The sequence below is a fragment of the Microcoleus vaginatus PCC 9802 genome, from assembly GCA_022701275.1.
GTDB lineage: Bacteria > Cyanobacteriota > Cyanobacteriia > Cyanobacteriales > Microcoleaceae > Microcoleus > Microcoleus vaginatus_A.
Genome location: CP031740.1, coordinates 2,861,010 through 2,875,607 on the forward strand (window position 1 = coordinate 2,861,010; position 14,598 = coordinate 2,875,607).

Sequence of the window (14,598 nt, forward strand, 5' to 3'; positions counted from 1 at the left end):
GCGGGCCCGTTGCGGTAAGCAATCGCCCTTGAGTTGAGCCAATTTAACCATAGCCTGCAACTACCTCAACTTTTTGACCGAAAACTAACCTTTGATTCGGTGAATTTTAATCTGTTTAAAAAATCCAATCAATCGCATGAAATAACGAGAAGGCAAGGAAAACATTTTAAAATTTTGGCTTACCCCAAAGGCTGTATAAAATCTAATTTAGGAGAGATAAATCGAGAATAATGAAAACTCTAAAAAAGGCGATCGCCTAAATTCAAACAAATTTTAATAAAGGCGAACCCAACAGAACATTGGATCGCCAAACCAAGGAAACCATAGATAGAGTTTGCGGTAATAATAAAAAGGTGACAATTGCAACCTAAGGCGAGCCAAAAAAATGTCAAAATTAGTCAGGGCGCTCCTCCGGAGCCCGCAAGGGAACCGGGTTCCTTGTTTCCACTTTCGGAGCTTCCCTGACTTAATTACGTTAAAAAACGGGGTTTATGTGTAAGTTTTGTTATCATACTTCTCAATAATTGATAATTTATGACGTAGCAAGTTATGCCTTTTTTCAGTAAATGTACGGGAGCTAAGATGGTCGATTGATTTCCCAATCTCGAAAAAATACGGAAATGCAGCGTGAGTAGGTGCTAAGTGCTAGCAGAAGGAGGAGAATATGTTCTTTGCCTTTTTGAGTTACCAGGCTCAACTTGCAGAGCGCTATTGAGATGCCATCAACCTTGATAACAAACCGCAAAATAACTAAAGAAAAAGCATTATGTTTCATGAATACCTGTATCACGAAGTCAGCAACTTGCGCGAGAAACTAGCTCACCTAGAAAGAGAAACGCAGTCTCAAACCTGGTTCAAAAAGCTGCAAGCGCTGATGGGAGTTATTAGCAAAATTCGTGAATCCCTAGACTTAGAAACAATATTCAAAATCACAGCCACCGAAGTTCGGCAACTCCTAAATGCCGATCGAGTCGCCGTCTACCGCTTTCTTCCCGAATCCGAATGGAATGAGGGCGAAGTAGTGTCCGAAGACGTACTGCCGCAATACAGCCCATCTTTGGGAGCAAGAGTCCGCGACTACTGCTTCGGCGAACAATTTGCCGCCAACTATGCCAAAGGATACGTTCAAGCAGTCACGGACATTTACAAAGCCCGGTTGAGCCCTTGTCACCTCAAAATCCTCAAGCGATTTCAAATCCGAGCCAACTTAGTCGTACCCCTACTGCAAGGGCAACACCTGTGGGGATTGCTGTGCATTCACTCCTGCGGTCAACCCCGCCAGTGGCAAGAAGACGAAATCGAATTTGCCAGACAAGTAGGCGACCATTTAGCAATTGCCATCCACCAAGCCGAACTACACTTGCAAACCCAGAGGCAAATAGCAGAAATCGAAGTCGCGCAGCAGAAACTCCGCGACAGCGAGCAAAAATATCACCAAATTCTCGATTCGATCGGCGATATGGTATTAGTCAAAGGCCCCAAATCCAAAATTGTTTGGGCAAATCAAGCATTCCGCGACTATTACGGCATGACTCAAGAGGAACTTCAAGACATAGTAGACGCACCTTTCGCCGATACCGACAATACTCTCCAGTACATCAAAGATGACGCCTTTGTATTTGAAACCGGACAGACTCTGCAAATTTCCGAAGAACCGGTGACGCGCTACGACGGAGAAGTGCGGCTGTTCAGCACCGTCAAAACACCGATCCGCAACGCAGACGACCAAATCGTCATGACTGTCGGCGTCTCCCGCGACATGACGGAACGCAAAAAAACAGAAGAAGCCGTCAAAGCCAGCGAAACCAAATACCGCAGCCTGGTAGAAACCTCCCAAGACATGATTTGGTCTGTCGATGCTTTAGGACGCTATACCTTCGTCAACCCAGCAGTTAAGTATATCTACGGTTACGAACCCGAAGAAATGATCGGTAGGCCATTCTCCGACTTTGTGACACCAGAACAAAGCCAGAAAGATTTAGAAGTTTTCGCCCGCCTGTTGGCCGGAGAATCAGTTTTCCAGTACGAAACCACCCACATCGCCAAAGACGGCAGCATGAAACATTTGATGTTCAACGCGATCGCCCTCTACGACGAAACCGGAAACTTCCTCGGCACCACCGGTACAGCTACCGACATTACCGATCGCAAGCGCGCAGAGTCCGCATTGCAACACGCCAACGCAGAACTAGAGCGCCGAGTAGAAGCACGCACGGCCGAACTGCGCCAGACTTTTGCCGCCCTCACTGCCAGCGAAACCAAGTTTCGGACGATCGCGGCCACCATGCCGGGAGCTTTGTTCCAGTTTTGCAACCGGGACGGAGTTTGGCAAGTTGACTACGTTAGCGATCGCGTCTTCGCTCTCACTGGCGTCACAGCAGCAGAAATGACGCGAGACTTAAATACATTCATTTCTCGCATCCACCCCGAAGACTTGGAAAGCTACATCGCTTCCGTCAGCGAAGCCGTAGAAAACCTCTCTCCCTGGCACTATGAAGGGCGGTTAGTCAAGCCCGACGGTGAGATTCGCTGGTGGCAGGGCGACTCCATGCCCACCCGCAGCGAGAACGGCGAAATCGTATTTTGCGGCGTTCAGCTCGACATTACCGATCGCAAAGTTGCCGAAACAGCCATCCGCAACAGCCAGCGGCAGCTAAAAGAAGCCCAGAGACTCGCCCACGTCGGTAATTGGGAAGTCGACGCAATAATGGGAACCGTCACTTGGTCCGAAGAACTCTTTCGCATCTTCGGACTCGAACCGGCCGCCTCTGCCCCCAACCTAGCCGAACAGGTCGCTCTGATCCATCCAGAAGATTTGGAATTGTGGCAGACTCAAGTGGAGCGGGGGCTCGCAGCAGGCATCCCCTTTGATTTGGACCTCCGCCTTTGCCGTCCCGACGGCACGCTGCGGCATCTCAACGCCGTAGGCCGCGCCGAAACCGATGCCAGTGGCAAAGTGCTAAAATTGTTCGGTACGGCGCTCGACATTACCGATCGCAAAGCCGCCGAAGCAGCCCTGCGACAAGCAGCAGCCGAGTTAGAAGACAGAGTGAGCGATCGCACGGCCGAACTTTCCCAAGCAGTCGCCCAGTTAGAACAAGAAATTGGCGATCGAAAAGAAGCAGAAGCAGCGCTACAAGTTTCCGAACAAAACCTGCGAACCATATTTAACAATGTCTACGATGCTATCTTCATTCACGATTTAGAAGGCAACATTCTCGATGTCAATAATCGAATGTTAGAAATGTACAAAGTGAGCCAGGAACAAGCAACACAATTATCACTTAAAAACGACTATTCAAGTGGCGACAATCCCATTGAACAAATGGAAGAACTGTGGGAAAGAGTATTAGCCGGCGAAACACCCCGCGTGGAATGGAAAGCGAGGCGTCCCAACGACGGTTCAACTTTTGATGCAGAAATTGCCCTCTCCAGGATTCATCTCAACGGCAATCTCAGCGTCATTGCCAACGTCCGAGATATTAGCGATCGCAAACAGGCAGAAGCAGAACTGCAACAGGCTCAACAGTTTATGGAATCAGTGCTCAACACCATACCTGTAGGAGTATTTGCCAAAGAAGCAGAAGACTTGCGATTTGTACTGTGGAACCCGGCGGCCAAAGAGTTGCTCGGTTTCAGTGAAGCAGAAGTTAGGGGCAAAAATGATTACGACTTTTTCCCCAGAGAACAAGCCGAATTTTTCACCGCCAAAGACCGGGAAGCGCTCGCCAGCCGGCAAACTGTAGACATTCCCGAAGAACTGATTCAAACAAGAGAAGGCGATACTCGCATATTTCATACGAAGAAAACCGCAATACTCGATGCTGATGGCCAACCGCAATATCTATTAGCTGTCACCGAAGACATTACCGATCGCAAGCGGGGAGAAATTGCCTTGAGGCGATCGGAAGCCCGACTCAGACAGCAGGCCGATCGAGAAAAATTGCTCAACAACCTCACTACTCAAATCCGCAATTCCCTCGATTTCGACAGCATCATTGCTGTCGCCGTCCAAGAAATTCGCGCTTTCCTGCAGATTGATCGTTGCAACTTTAGCTGGTATCACTGCGACGGGGAGGAACCTTTCTGGGAAATTATTAAAGAATCTTGCCTCCCCGAACTTCCCCATTTAATAGGTCGCTATAAAGCTTCTGACTTCGGCGCTTTAGGAGAACCGATCTTGCGTCTAGAAACGCTGCAAGTCGATGATGTCGAAGCAATCGCAGACCCTGTTTGGAGAAAGTCTCTTAGTTCTATGGGGTACCAATCTATATTGGCAATTCCCATGCAGGCACTTTCGGGGGTCGTGAGTGTTGTTACCTGCTCCCACTCCGCTTCTGTGCGGCATTGGAGCGACAGCGAAGTAGAATTGTTGCAAGCGATTACAGTTCAATTGGCGATCGCTCTCAACCAAGCCGATCTTTACGCCCAAACTCGCAATAAAGCTCTCGAATTAGAACAAACCTTGCAGCAATTAACCAGCACTCAATCGCAGTTAATTCAAAATGAAAAAATGTCGAGTCTCGGTCAACTTGTGGCAGGAGTCGCCCACGAAATCAACAACCCAGTTAACTTTATTTACGGCAATCTCACCCACGCTAACGACTATACTCAAGACTTGCTACACCTGATCGAACTTTACCAAAATCACTATCCCGATCCAGTCCCGGAAATTCAAGAGGAAGTAGACAATATTGAACTCGACTTTCTGATGGAAGACCTGCCCAAGTTGCTTTCTTCAATGAAAGTCGGTGCAGACAGAATTCAACAAATTGTTGCTTCTCTCCGCACATTTTCCCGCATGGACGAAGCGGAAATGAAAGCAGTCAACATCCACGACGGCATAGATAGCACCCTGATGATTTTGCAGCACCGACTCAAAGCTAAACACAATCATCCAGAAATTGAGGTGATTAAAGAATACGGTCAACTGCCCTTAGTAGAATGTTATGCCGGACAGTTAAATCAAGTATTTATGAACATCTTGAGCAATGCTTTGGATGCTTTGGAAGAACGGGATCTGCGCCGTTCTGCTGAGGAAATGCGGAAACAGCCGAGCCACATCCGCATCCGCACTGAAATATCGCCAGCGGGCAAGGTAATCATTCGGATTGCTGACAACGGGCCGGGAATACCGGAGACTGTCGGCACTCGGCTTTTTGACCCGTTTTTTACCACTAAACCCGTGGGTAAAGGCACTGGGATGGGCTTGTCAATTAGCTATCAAATTGTTACAGACAGACACAACGGGTCGCTGAAATGCACTTCTTCGCTGGGACAGGGTACAGAATTGGCGATCGAGATTCCCCTCAAAGCTAATGGTTAATGGGGAATTGGTAAATTGTAATTGGCAATTCGCCATTGTGAAAGCGTTACTCTGCGTCAGTGGGGTAATTTTCCACCATATCAAATCCGGTAGCATCGTCCTGATAAAATCCAGTTAATACTCAACAATCAGCGACGGTGCAATCGGAATTGATAGAATTCATCGGCGTTAATGTGTGTTTATCTGCCCTCATCTGCGGTTTTAAAAAGATAATTCCTTAACCGCAGATGACAAGGGATTAATGCGGATTCACGCAGATGCAGACAATAGATATAGGAATAATTCAGATGCTAACCGATTTGATATCATCAGCGAAAATCTAATTTTGATGCACCATTTATTCCCTGGTGCATCAGTTTTGAGATTGTGAGTTTGTAGCAAAAATGTCTTCACGGGGTGACGCACCATTTACCAATCTGTACCTCACTCAGTCCATAATTTCTATATTACCGAGATTTATCAGCATTTGGGTCACGGTGGAACTGTCCAAAGGTTTAGAAAACCAATATCCCTGAGCTAATTCGCAGTCGAGTTCTCGAAGCTGTGCTAACTGTTCGCCTGTCTCTACACCTTCGGCGATCGCATTCAATCCCAAATTGTGAGCCAAAGTTACGATCGCCCGCACAATCTGCAAAGGCTGACCCCCGTCGTCACCATTTTCGACAGCCCCCAAGCGGCTCACAAAAGATCGATCGATCTTCAGTGTATCCAGCGGAAAACGGTGCAAGTAACTCAAAGACGAATAGCCAGTACCGAAATCGTCGATCGACAATCGAATATTTCTAGCTTTTAATTGGGCTAGCACAATATTGGCTTTCTTCACATTTTCCACGATCGCGCTTTCAGTAATCTCCAATTTTAAACAGCTCGGATCGCAGCCCGTTTCTGCTAAAATTTCATCGATTTCCTCGATTAAATTCGGCATACCTAACTGTTTAGGAGAGAGATTGACGCTCATTGTTAATTGCGAAGGAGCAATAATTGGTAATTTAAAATTCGGAATTGGTACCTGGGAACTTGTACGGAACGTAGCCGAAGTATTGGTAATTGGGAATTGGGAATTGGTAATAGAGGAGTGAAAATCGCTAATCGGGAATTGGTAGCTGGGAATTGGTAATTTTTTACCGATTCTTTCTTGCCTGTGACCAATACTGGGGCTACGCTCAGTAAAAGTTCCGTGTTCCTCATTCCCTGTATCTGTTACATCTAAATCCCCTACATTGCCCGTTGCCCTCTTCCCTGTTGTCACCGTGACCGAAGTCGAAGCGCCTTCTTCATTTTTGTTACCCTGAGCGAGTTGCCCTAAGTGAAGCCGAAGGGAGTCGAAGGGTTTTGTTCCGACTTCCATTGGACTTCTTCTCTCTTCCTCCGTTAACATTTCTTGCCAAATCCGCAATTGCTGACAAGCTTCCCGCAACACCCAGGCTCCCAGAGGCACGATCAAACCTGTTTCTTCAGCTACAGGGATAAAAGTAGACGGCGGAACTAGACCCCGAACTGGGTGGTGCCAGCGCACTAAGGCCTCAAAACCTTCGATCGCACCGCTGGCGATCGAAACAATCGGTTGGTAGTGCAAAATAAAGTGCGAACATTGATCTTTTGTCTCCCCTAATTCCTCCTTGCCCAAAATAGCCAACCGCAGGTCAGTTTCTAACTGCAACAGCGACATAGTTTGGTCGTGCATCGCCAAATTAAAGACTTCGTGGCGCGCCTTACCCAAAGCTTTAGCGCGGTACATAGCGATGTCAGCATCGCGTAGGAATTCTTCCGGGTGAGTGTACGAATTTGATTCGCCACTGGCGGTGGCGTCGCCTCGACTGAAAACAATGCCAATGCTAGCGGTGGTAAATACTTCGTGCCCTTCAAGATGAAACGGCTTCGTCAGTTCTGTTTGTATCTTTTTAGCTGCGAGGGTGGCGTCGCTGAGGCTCTGAATGTGGTCTAGCAGGATGGTGAATTCGTCTCCCCCCAGCCGGGCGACGGTATCAGAAACCCGGACGCAGGTTTGCAGTCGCTGCGCGAGGGCGATTAGCAGTTTGTCTCCTAAAACGTGTCCTAAAGAATCATTAACTACTTTGAAGCGGTCTAAATCTAGGAAAAGTAAACCAAATTTGTAATCGGGGGACTGATTGGATCGGCGGATGGCTTGTCCTAGCCTGTCTAGGAACAAAAGGCGGTTGGGCAAACCTGTCAGCGCATCGTGAAAAGCGCCGTGCAGCAGTTCCCGTTCTACTCGCTTGCGCTCGGTGACATCTCGGATAATAATCTGGGCGGCGGTCGAGCCTTGATAAGTAGCGGGGATGCCCGCAACTTCAACGTCTATTATTTGTCCATCGAACCGAATCAGTTTTTGTTCGGCAAGGTCGAGCGGCTGATTTTCTGTCTCGACTAGCCGAATGCGCTCTCTGGCTGTTTCCACATAGTTTGGATGGACGAAATGCAATACCGGAAAGCCGATTAGCGCCTCGGGAGAGTTCGCACCGAGGAGTTTAGCGCCGGCAGCATTGATGTAGGCGATTTTCCCTTGACTGTGAACGGCGATCGCTTCGGGAGATAGTTCTACTAAACGGCGATAGCGTTCTTCACTTTCTTTGAGAGATACTATCAACTCGCATCGCTCTTTTTCAGCCTGCTGGCGTTCGACTTCCATTTGGTGAACCGCCAGAATTTTGCCAATACTTTGAGCCATCAATTCTATAATTTCTATTTCCTCGTACTGAAATTTCTTTTTCTTTATTTCTCTAGAGCTAAAACTCAAAGTCCCGTAAGTTTTGTTATTAACAAATATCGGGGTTCCGATGTAAGATTCCGAGGGGCATTTTTGATAAGCTGGATGTTTTCGCATCTCAGGAACTACTCCTATATGAGAATACGAAACTGTTTTGTTAAGTTGAATGACGGCAGCGCAGTAAGTATCGCTGAGGTTCAATTCACAACCTCGCACTAAGTATTCTAAATCTGTTTTCGCTGCTCGGACAATAAAAGTCTCGCGGTCAACTTCAGCCATGATCCCCCTAGAAAGTCCAAACATCAAACAGCCTGCTGTTAGATAATCGTCAACCAGTTCTTCAAAGTTTTGATAATGATAAGTTGTAATCCGGTGCAAGTGTTTGAGATTAGCGCTAAAAGCTGCTAAAGCTTGAGAATTTAAAAATAATTCTTCTTCCGAACGCTGGCGGTCGGTAATGTCTGTTTGTACTCCAATAAAGTGGGTTAAGTGTCGCCGCGAGTTGTAAACCGGAGCGATCGACAGTTCGTGCCAAAAAGGCGTGCCGTCTTTCCGAAAGTTGCGTAATATAACTTGAGATTCTCTGCCTTCTTCAATCGCAACTCGCAATTGTTTGGCAGCGGGAGTGTGAGTGTCTGTCCCCTGCAAAAATCGGCAATTTTTCCCCATTAACTCGTCTCTGCGATAACCAGTAATCCGCTCAAAACTGGGATTTACATAAATAATCGGATTATCTGCAACTGTCGCGTCGGTGATGGCAATGCCGTTGCTACAACTTTCGATCGCCCGTTCCATCATTTGTAAGCGCTCTTGCGATAGAATGCGCTCGATCGCCGCAGCTAACAAGTTGGCGATCGCTTCTACAAAATAAACGTCATCTTGACTGAAAACCCGCCTTTGGCTGGTATGAACCCCCAAAATGCCCCAGGCCTGCGAGGAGGAACTGTTCGTTGGTTCTGCTTGTCCCCAGTTGCTCCCCAGTCCTCGATTGCCGGGAATAATTACAGTAACGCCGCTGACAGCCCGGTGGTTATGCAGTAGCGGCAACTCGCTAAAGCGCGTTTCCACCCGCAAATCTTCGACGATTGTCGGTTCGCCCACTAGCAATGTGTAACCTGCTTGCGATCGGGCAGAAGCGGCAACAGTAGCGCTGCCGACGAGGCCCGACTGCCAGCCAACCCCCGCTCGCAGCAGAAAAGCATGACCAGAGGGCAACAGTTCTAACAACTGACAATAATCAACGTCCAGGGTTTGAGCAATTAAAACCGCAGCTTTGTCCATCAGTGCAGACAAATCTGTTTCGGCCAGGGCCTGCTGCCCCAAGTAAGCGACTGCCGCTTGCTGGCGGGCCCGCGAGTGGATTGACGTGAGCAATTCCTGCTCCTTCGCGGCCGCTCGTTTCCGATCAGTAATGTCGCTGAACACCGACAGAACAGCTTTCCCCGACACCAATGTCAGATACCGCATTGATACACTTGCCCAAAACAGCGTGCCGTCAGCTTTTTTGAGGCGGACTTCTGTCTCGCGGACGTGTCCGTTGCGGGCGAGTCGCACCAGCAGTTCCTGGCGGTCTGCGGGGTTGTGGTAGAGCATTTCGGCTTTTTGGCGGTCGATCGACTTGAATCCTGTGAACCCGAAAGCCTCACGGCATAAATCGTTGCTATAAAGAATTGTGCTGTCCGCCAGACTGCTGACGATCAGGGGCATCGGCATTGAGTTGGCGATCGTCAGCAGTAATTCTTTGGTTCCTTGCGGCTCTTTGTACAAGTCTGGCTGGGAGGCCCAGCCGTGATAGTCTTCAGAGTTTTCAGGGATAAAACTTTCCATTTTTTAATCGATCCATTAGCAGGATAACTTTTTTAAACTTGTGGTAAATGACGATTTCAGATGCAGAGCATTGGTAACAACTGAAGACTTAATTTCATTTGTCAATCAGTAAGATTACTCAAAAAAACTGCTTTTCTAGGAGTAGAAAATTCGCGATTTGGGAGTGGGTCGGCATAAATATGCTGCTCGGCATGATTCCTCGATCGCGCCAATCTGAGTTTTGTACCCACAATCCGAGTAAATTCTGAGCACAATTGCTCATTGACAAATGCTTCCCTAGCTTTAGTTGTCAGGGATGGATGCAGAGGACGATCGACAGTAGCCCACAACACATTAATCTTAACCACAACAATGCAACTGACGGCCTCTACACTACTCGACTGGAGTTTGATCTCCTGCACTCCCGGTGGAGAACACATCTGCCTTTGGTATGAAAATCTACAGTTTTTAAAGTTGCGTTAAGTTTTGATAAGAGCGAGGTACTTTACCCAATGTGCAGCGGAAGCTCCTAATCTAAAAAGTAAAGTCACCTGCAAACAACCACCGAATACTATCCGAGGAGAGAGGAGAAATGCTTGAATCTTACCGCCGTAACGCTGCCGAACGGGCGGCTTTGGGAATTCCACCGTTGCCGCTAGACGCCCAGCAAACATCGGAACTGTGTGAACTGCTGAAAAATCCGCCGGCTGGAGAAGAAGAAACGTTAATAGAATTGTTGCGCGATCGCGTCCCGCCCGGAGTAGACAACGCCGCCTACGTCAAAGCTGGTTTTTTAACGGGCATTGCTAAAGGGGAAATCCACAGCCCCCTAATTGCTCCCAAATGGGCCGTTTACCTGCTGGGGACAATGATGGGCGGTTACAACGTCCAATCTTTAATCGATTTACTTAATCCCACTGCCGAGGTCGCCATTCCCGCCACCGCAGCCCGGGCACTGAGCAAAACGTTGTTAGTATTCGACGCTTTCCACGACGTTATAGCTTTGTCTGATACCAATCCCTACGCCAAGCAGGTAGTCGATTCTTGGGCGGATGCCGAGTGGTTTACGGGTCGTCCTGTGTTGCCAGAAGCGATTACCGTTACAGTGCTCAAAGTTCCTGGAGAAACGAATACTGACGACTTGTCGCCAGCACCTGATGCTACCACGCGGCCCGATATTCCCCTGCACGCTTTGGCGATGCTGGAGAGTAAGATGCCAGGAACCTTGCAAACCATTGCACACTTGAAGCAAAAAGGCCATCCCGTAGCCTATGTTGGTGATGTTGTCGGCACCGGTTCCTCGCGGAAATCGGCGATTAATTCTGTGCTGTGGCACATTGGCAATGATATTCCGTTTGTGCCTAACAAGCGCAGTGGCGGTTATATTTTAGGAAGTGCGATCGCCCCGATTTTCTTCAATACCGCTGAAGATTCCGGCGCTTTGCCGATCGAATGCGATGTCTCCAAAATGGAAACAGGAATGGTAATTACCATCCATCCATACAAAGGCGAAATCACCAACGAAGCCGGAGAAATCATCTCCACCTTCACCCTCAAACCCGACACCATTTTAGACGAAGTTCGCGCCGGTGGTCGAATTCCGCTATTAATTGGACGAACTTTAACGGACAAAACTCGCGCAGCTTTAGGACTAGAACCCAGCACTATTTTTACCCGTCCTACAATCCCAGTAGATACGGGCAAAGGCTTCACTTTAGCACAAAAAATGGTAGGCAAAGCTTGCGGTTTGTCCGGCGTTCGTCCCGGTACATCTTGCGAACCAGTCATGACAACAGTCGGCTCGCAAGATACCACCGGGCCGATGACTCGGGACGAATTGAAAGAACTTGCTTGTTTGGGATTTAGCGCCGATTTGGTAATTCAAAGTTTCTGCCACACCGCCGCTTATCCGAAACCAGTTGATGTCAAAACTCACCATGAATTACCCGATTTCATCTCAGAGCGGGGCGGCATAGCTTTGCGTCCCGGAGACGGCATAATTCACTCCTGGCTGAATCGAATGTTATTGCCGGATACAGTGGGAACTGGCGGCGATTCTCACACTCGTTTTCCTTTGGGAATTTCCTTTCCTGCGGGTTCGGGATTAGTGGCATTTGCTGCTGCTTTGGGCGTCATGCCTTTGGATATGCCGGAATCGGTTTTAGTGCGGTTTAAAGGTGAATTGCAGCCGGGAGTAACGCTCAGGGATGTGGTGAATGCCATTCCCTATGTAGCAATTCAAAAAGGTTTGCTAACCGTCGAGAAACAGAACAAGAAAAACATCTTTTCTGGGCGGATTATGGAGATTGAAGGTTTGCCGAATTTGAAGGTCGAGCAGGCTTTTGAATTGACCGATGCGACTGCTGAGCGTTCTTGTGCTGGATGCACGATTAAACTGAGCGTGGAGACTGTTTCTGAGTACATTCGTTCTAATGTCGCGCTGCTGAAAAACATGGTGGCGCGGGGCTATCAAGATGCGCGGACGATGATGCGCCGGGTAGCGAAGATGGAGGAATGGCTGGCAAATCCGGTACTGCTGGAGGCTGATGCTGATGCGGAATATGTGGAGGTAATCGAGATCGATCTGAACGAGATTAAAGAGCCCATTGTGGCTGCTCCCAATGACCCGGATAATGTTAAGTTGTTGAGTGAGGTTGCGGGCGATCGCGTTGACGAAGTATTTGTCGGTTCCTGCATGACAAATATCGGTCACTACCGCGCCACTGCAAAGGTGTTGGAAGGTGCAGGGGAAGTGAAAACTCGCCTGTGGATTTGTCCGCCAACTCGGATGGACGAACAGCAACTCAAAGAAGAAGGTTTCTACAGCATTTTTGGAGCCGCTGGAGCTCGCACAGAAATGCCCGGTTGCAGTCTTTGTATGGGCAATCAAGCGCGGGTTAAAGATGCCACAACGGTTTTTTCAACTTCTACTCGCAACTTTAACAACCGCATGGGCAAAGATGCACAAGTTTATCTTGGTTCAGCGGAATTGGCGGCAGTTTGTTCGCTGTTAGGTCGCATTCCTACAGTCCAAGAATACAATGAGATTGTGGCGAAGAGAATCGATCCTTTTGCTGGCGATTTGTATCGGTATTTGAATTTCGATCAAATTGCTGGTTTTGAGGATGAAGGGCGAGTGATTGCTTTGGAAGATATGCCTCGAATTGAGGATATTTTGGGAATTCCCGATGGTGTATTGAGCAAGTAAAAAGTGGGGCGGGCGAGCGCTCGCTCGCCCTTTTTTTATAATATGAGTAGGGGTTCACGCCTGCATCTCTAATTCACATCCAGGATATTGATCGACCCGGCCCCATCCCCTTTTCGTAAATCAATCGAACTTTATATAAATCTGAGAAAGGAGAAAAGTGATTATGCCTGAGCAAGCTTTAATCAGCGAAAGCCAAGGGACAGCAACTTCAGCGCCAGAAACTCGCATAGGCGAAGAAATTGTAGATTTTTTGCGGGAGATTCAGCAAACTCCGAGAGAATATTGGCCAAACTTACTTCAGATGATTCGGCTATTTCGCGAAACAGTAACAATGAAGCCAGGAACCTTCGATACTTCGATAAAAGCTACAGACGAAATTAAGACCATAGATCCCGTACAGCAGCACGAAGCTCTGAGCAAATTGCTACAGTCTTGGGTTGACGATGGAGATGAACAGGAGCAAACAGAAACCGCTGAAGTTCTCCGCAAGGCACTAGAAAACAACCCCGTGCATATATAAGAGCATTCCATGAGCAGAATAGTGTTGTTAGATTCTGGGCCTTTAGGAATTGTTACCAATCCCAAAGCCACCTCTCCTTTTTATCAAGAGAGCAAACTTTGGCTGCAATCTTTGCCACTGAAAGGTTACATTGTAATACTCCCTGAAATTGCGGACTATGAGGTGAGGCGCGAATTAATTCGTGCAAGTAAGGCGGCCGGCATTAGACGACTTGATGAACTTAAATCGCAACTTCCCTACCGTCATTTGACTACAGAGGTAATGCTTTTAGCGGCTCAGTTGTGGGCTGATTCGAGAAGGAGGGGAAGACCAACCGCAGAAGCCAATGCACTTGACGGGGGTGTGATTTTGGGGGCGCAAGCAATATTGGAGGCAACTGAAGGCAATGAGGTGGTAATTGCTAAAACAAATGTGGGACATTTGTCGCAATTTGTTGATGCTCGCGAGTGGCGACTAATTCAGTAATCTTTAAATCATCGTACTTACCTAATCCCTGCTATACTTTCAACTACAGATATTTTTACAGACACCGTTAGCGAGATAAACAGCATGGTGGAAACAGTGGACACAATCGAAAAAATGGACGATCGCACACAAACCAAGTTTTGGGGTCAAGTGACAGTCATAGACGCGGGCGATCGTTACAAGATCAATCGCATTGAAGTCAAACCGGGGCATCACATCAGAACCCAAATGCACTATCACCGCAGCGAACATTGGGTAGTCGTCTCTGGAACCGCTAAAGTTATTTGCGACGACAAAGAGACGATTCTCATGCAGAAACAGTCAACCTACGTTCCCATGAATACTGCTCACCGCGTAGAAAATCCAGGCGTTATTCCCCTGGTGATGATTGAAATCCAAAATGGCGAATACCTGGGCGAGGATGATATTATCCGTTTCCCGCAAGATGCTCACGAGGAAGATTGATCCCACATTATAATATGAAGCAATCGCAGAGGCCAGCGACAAGCTTCGCACACCGAACAATAACCCACGCAGCGACCGGA

General features: G+C 48.0%; 7 protein-coding genes. 5 read left to right on the plus strand and 2 right to left on the minus strand.

Annotation, left to right across the window (positions count from 1 at the left end):
* Nucleotides 1–766 precede the first annotated feature (766 nt).
* Complete coding sequence (locus D0A34_11565; protein UNU19421.1) at nucleotides 767–5,326, plus strand: PAS domain S-box protein; 4,560 nt, start codon at nucleotides 767–769, stop codon at nucleotides 5,324–5,326.
* A 427-nt stretch (nucleotides 5,327–5,753) separates the two neighbouring features.
* On the opposite strand, the gene D0A34_11570 is transcribed toward D0A34_11565, so the two are convergent.
* Together D0A34_11570 and D0A34_11575 are read right to left on the minus strand one after the other, a co-directional pair.
* Nucleotides 5,754–9,881, minus strand: coding sequence for an EAL domain-containing protein (locus D0A34_11570; GenBank protein UNU19422.1), 4,128 nt, complete (start codon nucleotides 9,879–9,881; stop codon nucleotides 5,754–5,756).
* Between the two features lie 101 nt (nucleotides 9,882–9,982).
* Entirely contained in the window at nucleotides 9,983–10,300 is a 318-nt protein-coding gene (locus tag D0A34_11575) for a hypothetical protein (GenBank protein UNU19423.1), read from the minus strand.
* A 152-nt stretch (nucleotides 10,301–10,452) separates the two neighbouring features.
* Here D0A34_11575 and acnB point away from each other — a divergent pair, with 152 nt between their 5' ends.
* The 4 genes from acnB (at nucleotide 10,453) to D0A34_11595 (ending at nucleotide 14,518) form a co-directional block, all read left to right on the plus strand.
* Entirely contained in the window at nucleotides 10,453–13,068 is a 2,616-nt protein-coding gene (acnB, locus tag D0A34_11580) for a bifunctional aconitate hydratase 2/2-methylisocitrate dehydratase (GenBank protein UNU19424.1), read from the plus strand.
* Between the two features lie 163 nt (nucleotides 13,069–13,231).
* On the plus strand, nucleotides 13,232–13,588 hold the full coding sequence (locus tag D0A34_11585; GenBank protein ID UNU19425.1) for a hypothetical protein: 357 nt from the start codon (nucleotides 13,232–13,234) through the stop codon (nucleotides 13,586–13,588).
* A gap of 9 nt (nucleotides 13,589–13,597) precedes the next feature.
* The gene (locus D0A34_11590; GenBank protein ID UNU19426.1) at nucleotides 13,598–14,053 is read left to right on the plus strand and encodes a nucleic acid-binding protein; all 456 of its coding nucleotides are present in this window, start codon (nucleotides 13,598–13,600) and stop codon (nucleotides 14,051–14,053) included.
* Nucleotides 14,054–14,137: 84 nt separating this feature from the next.
* Nucleotides 14,138–14,518, plus strand: coding sequence for a cupin domain-containing protein (locus D0A34_11595; GenBank protein UNU19427.1), 381 nt, complete (start codon nucleotides 14,138–14,140; stop codon nucleotides 14,516–14,518).
* The last annotated feature ends 80 nt before the right edge of the window (nucleotides 14,519–14,598 follow it).

Coding starts and splice junctions, on each gene's coding strand:
- D0A34_11575 (UNU19423.1), bottom strand. CDS start 10,300: ATGTGTTCTCCACCGGGAGTGCAGGAGATCAAACTCCAGTCGAGTAGT.
- D0A34_11595 (UNU19427.1), top strand. CDS start 14,138: ATGGTGGAAACAGTGGACACAATCGAAAAAATGGACGATCGCACACAA.
- D0A34_11585 (UNU19425.1), top strand. CDS start 13,232: ATGCCTGAGCAAGCTTTAATCAGCGAAAGCCAAGGGACAGCAACTTCA.
- D0A34_11570 (UNU19422.1), bottom strand. CDS start 9,881: ATGGAAAGTTTTATCCCTGAAAACTCTGAAGACTATCACGGCTGGGCC.
- D0A34_11590 (UNU19426.1), top strand. CDS start 13,598: ATGAGCAGAATAGTGTTGTTAGATTCTGGGCCTTTAGGAATTGTTACC.
- D0A34_11565 (UNU19421.1), top strand. CDS start 767: ATGTTTCATGAATACCTGTATCACGAAGTCAGCAACTTGCGCGAGAAA.
- acnB (UNU19424.1), top strand. CDS start 10,453: ATGCTTGAATCTTACCGCCGTAACGCTGCCGAACGGGCGGCTTTGGGA.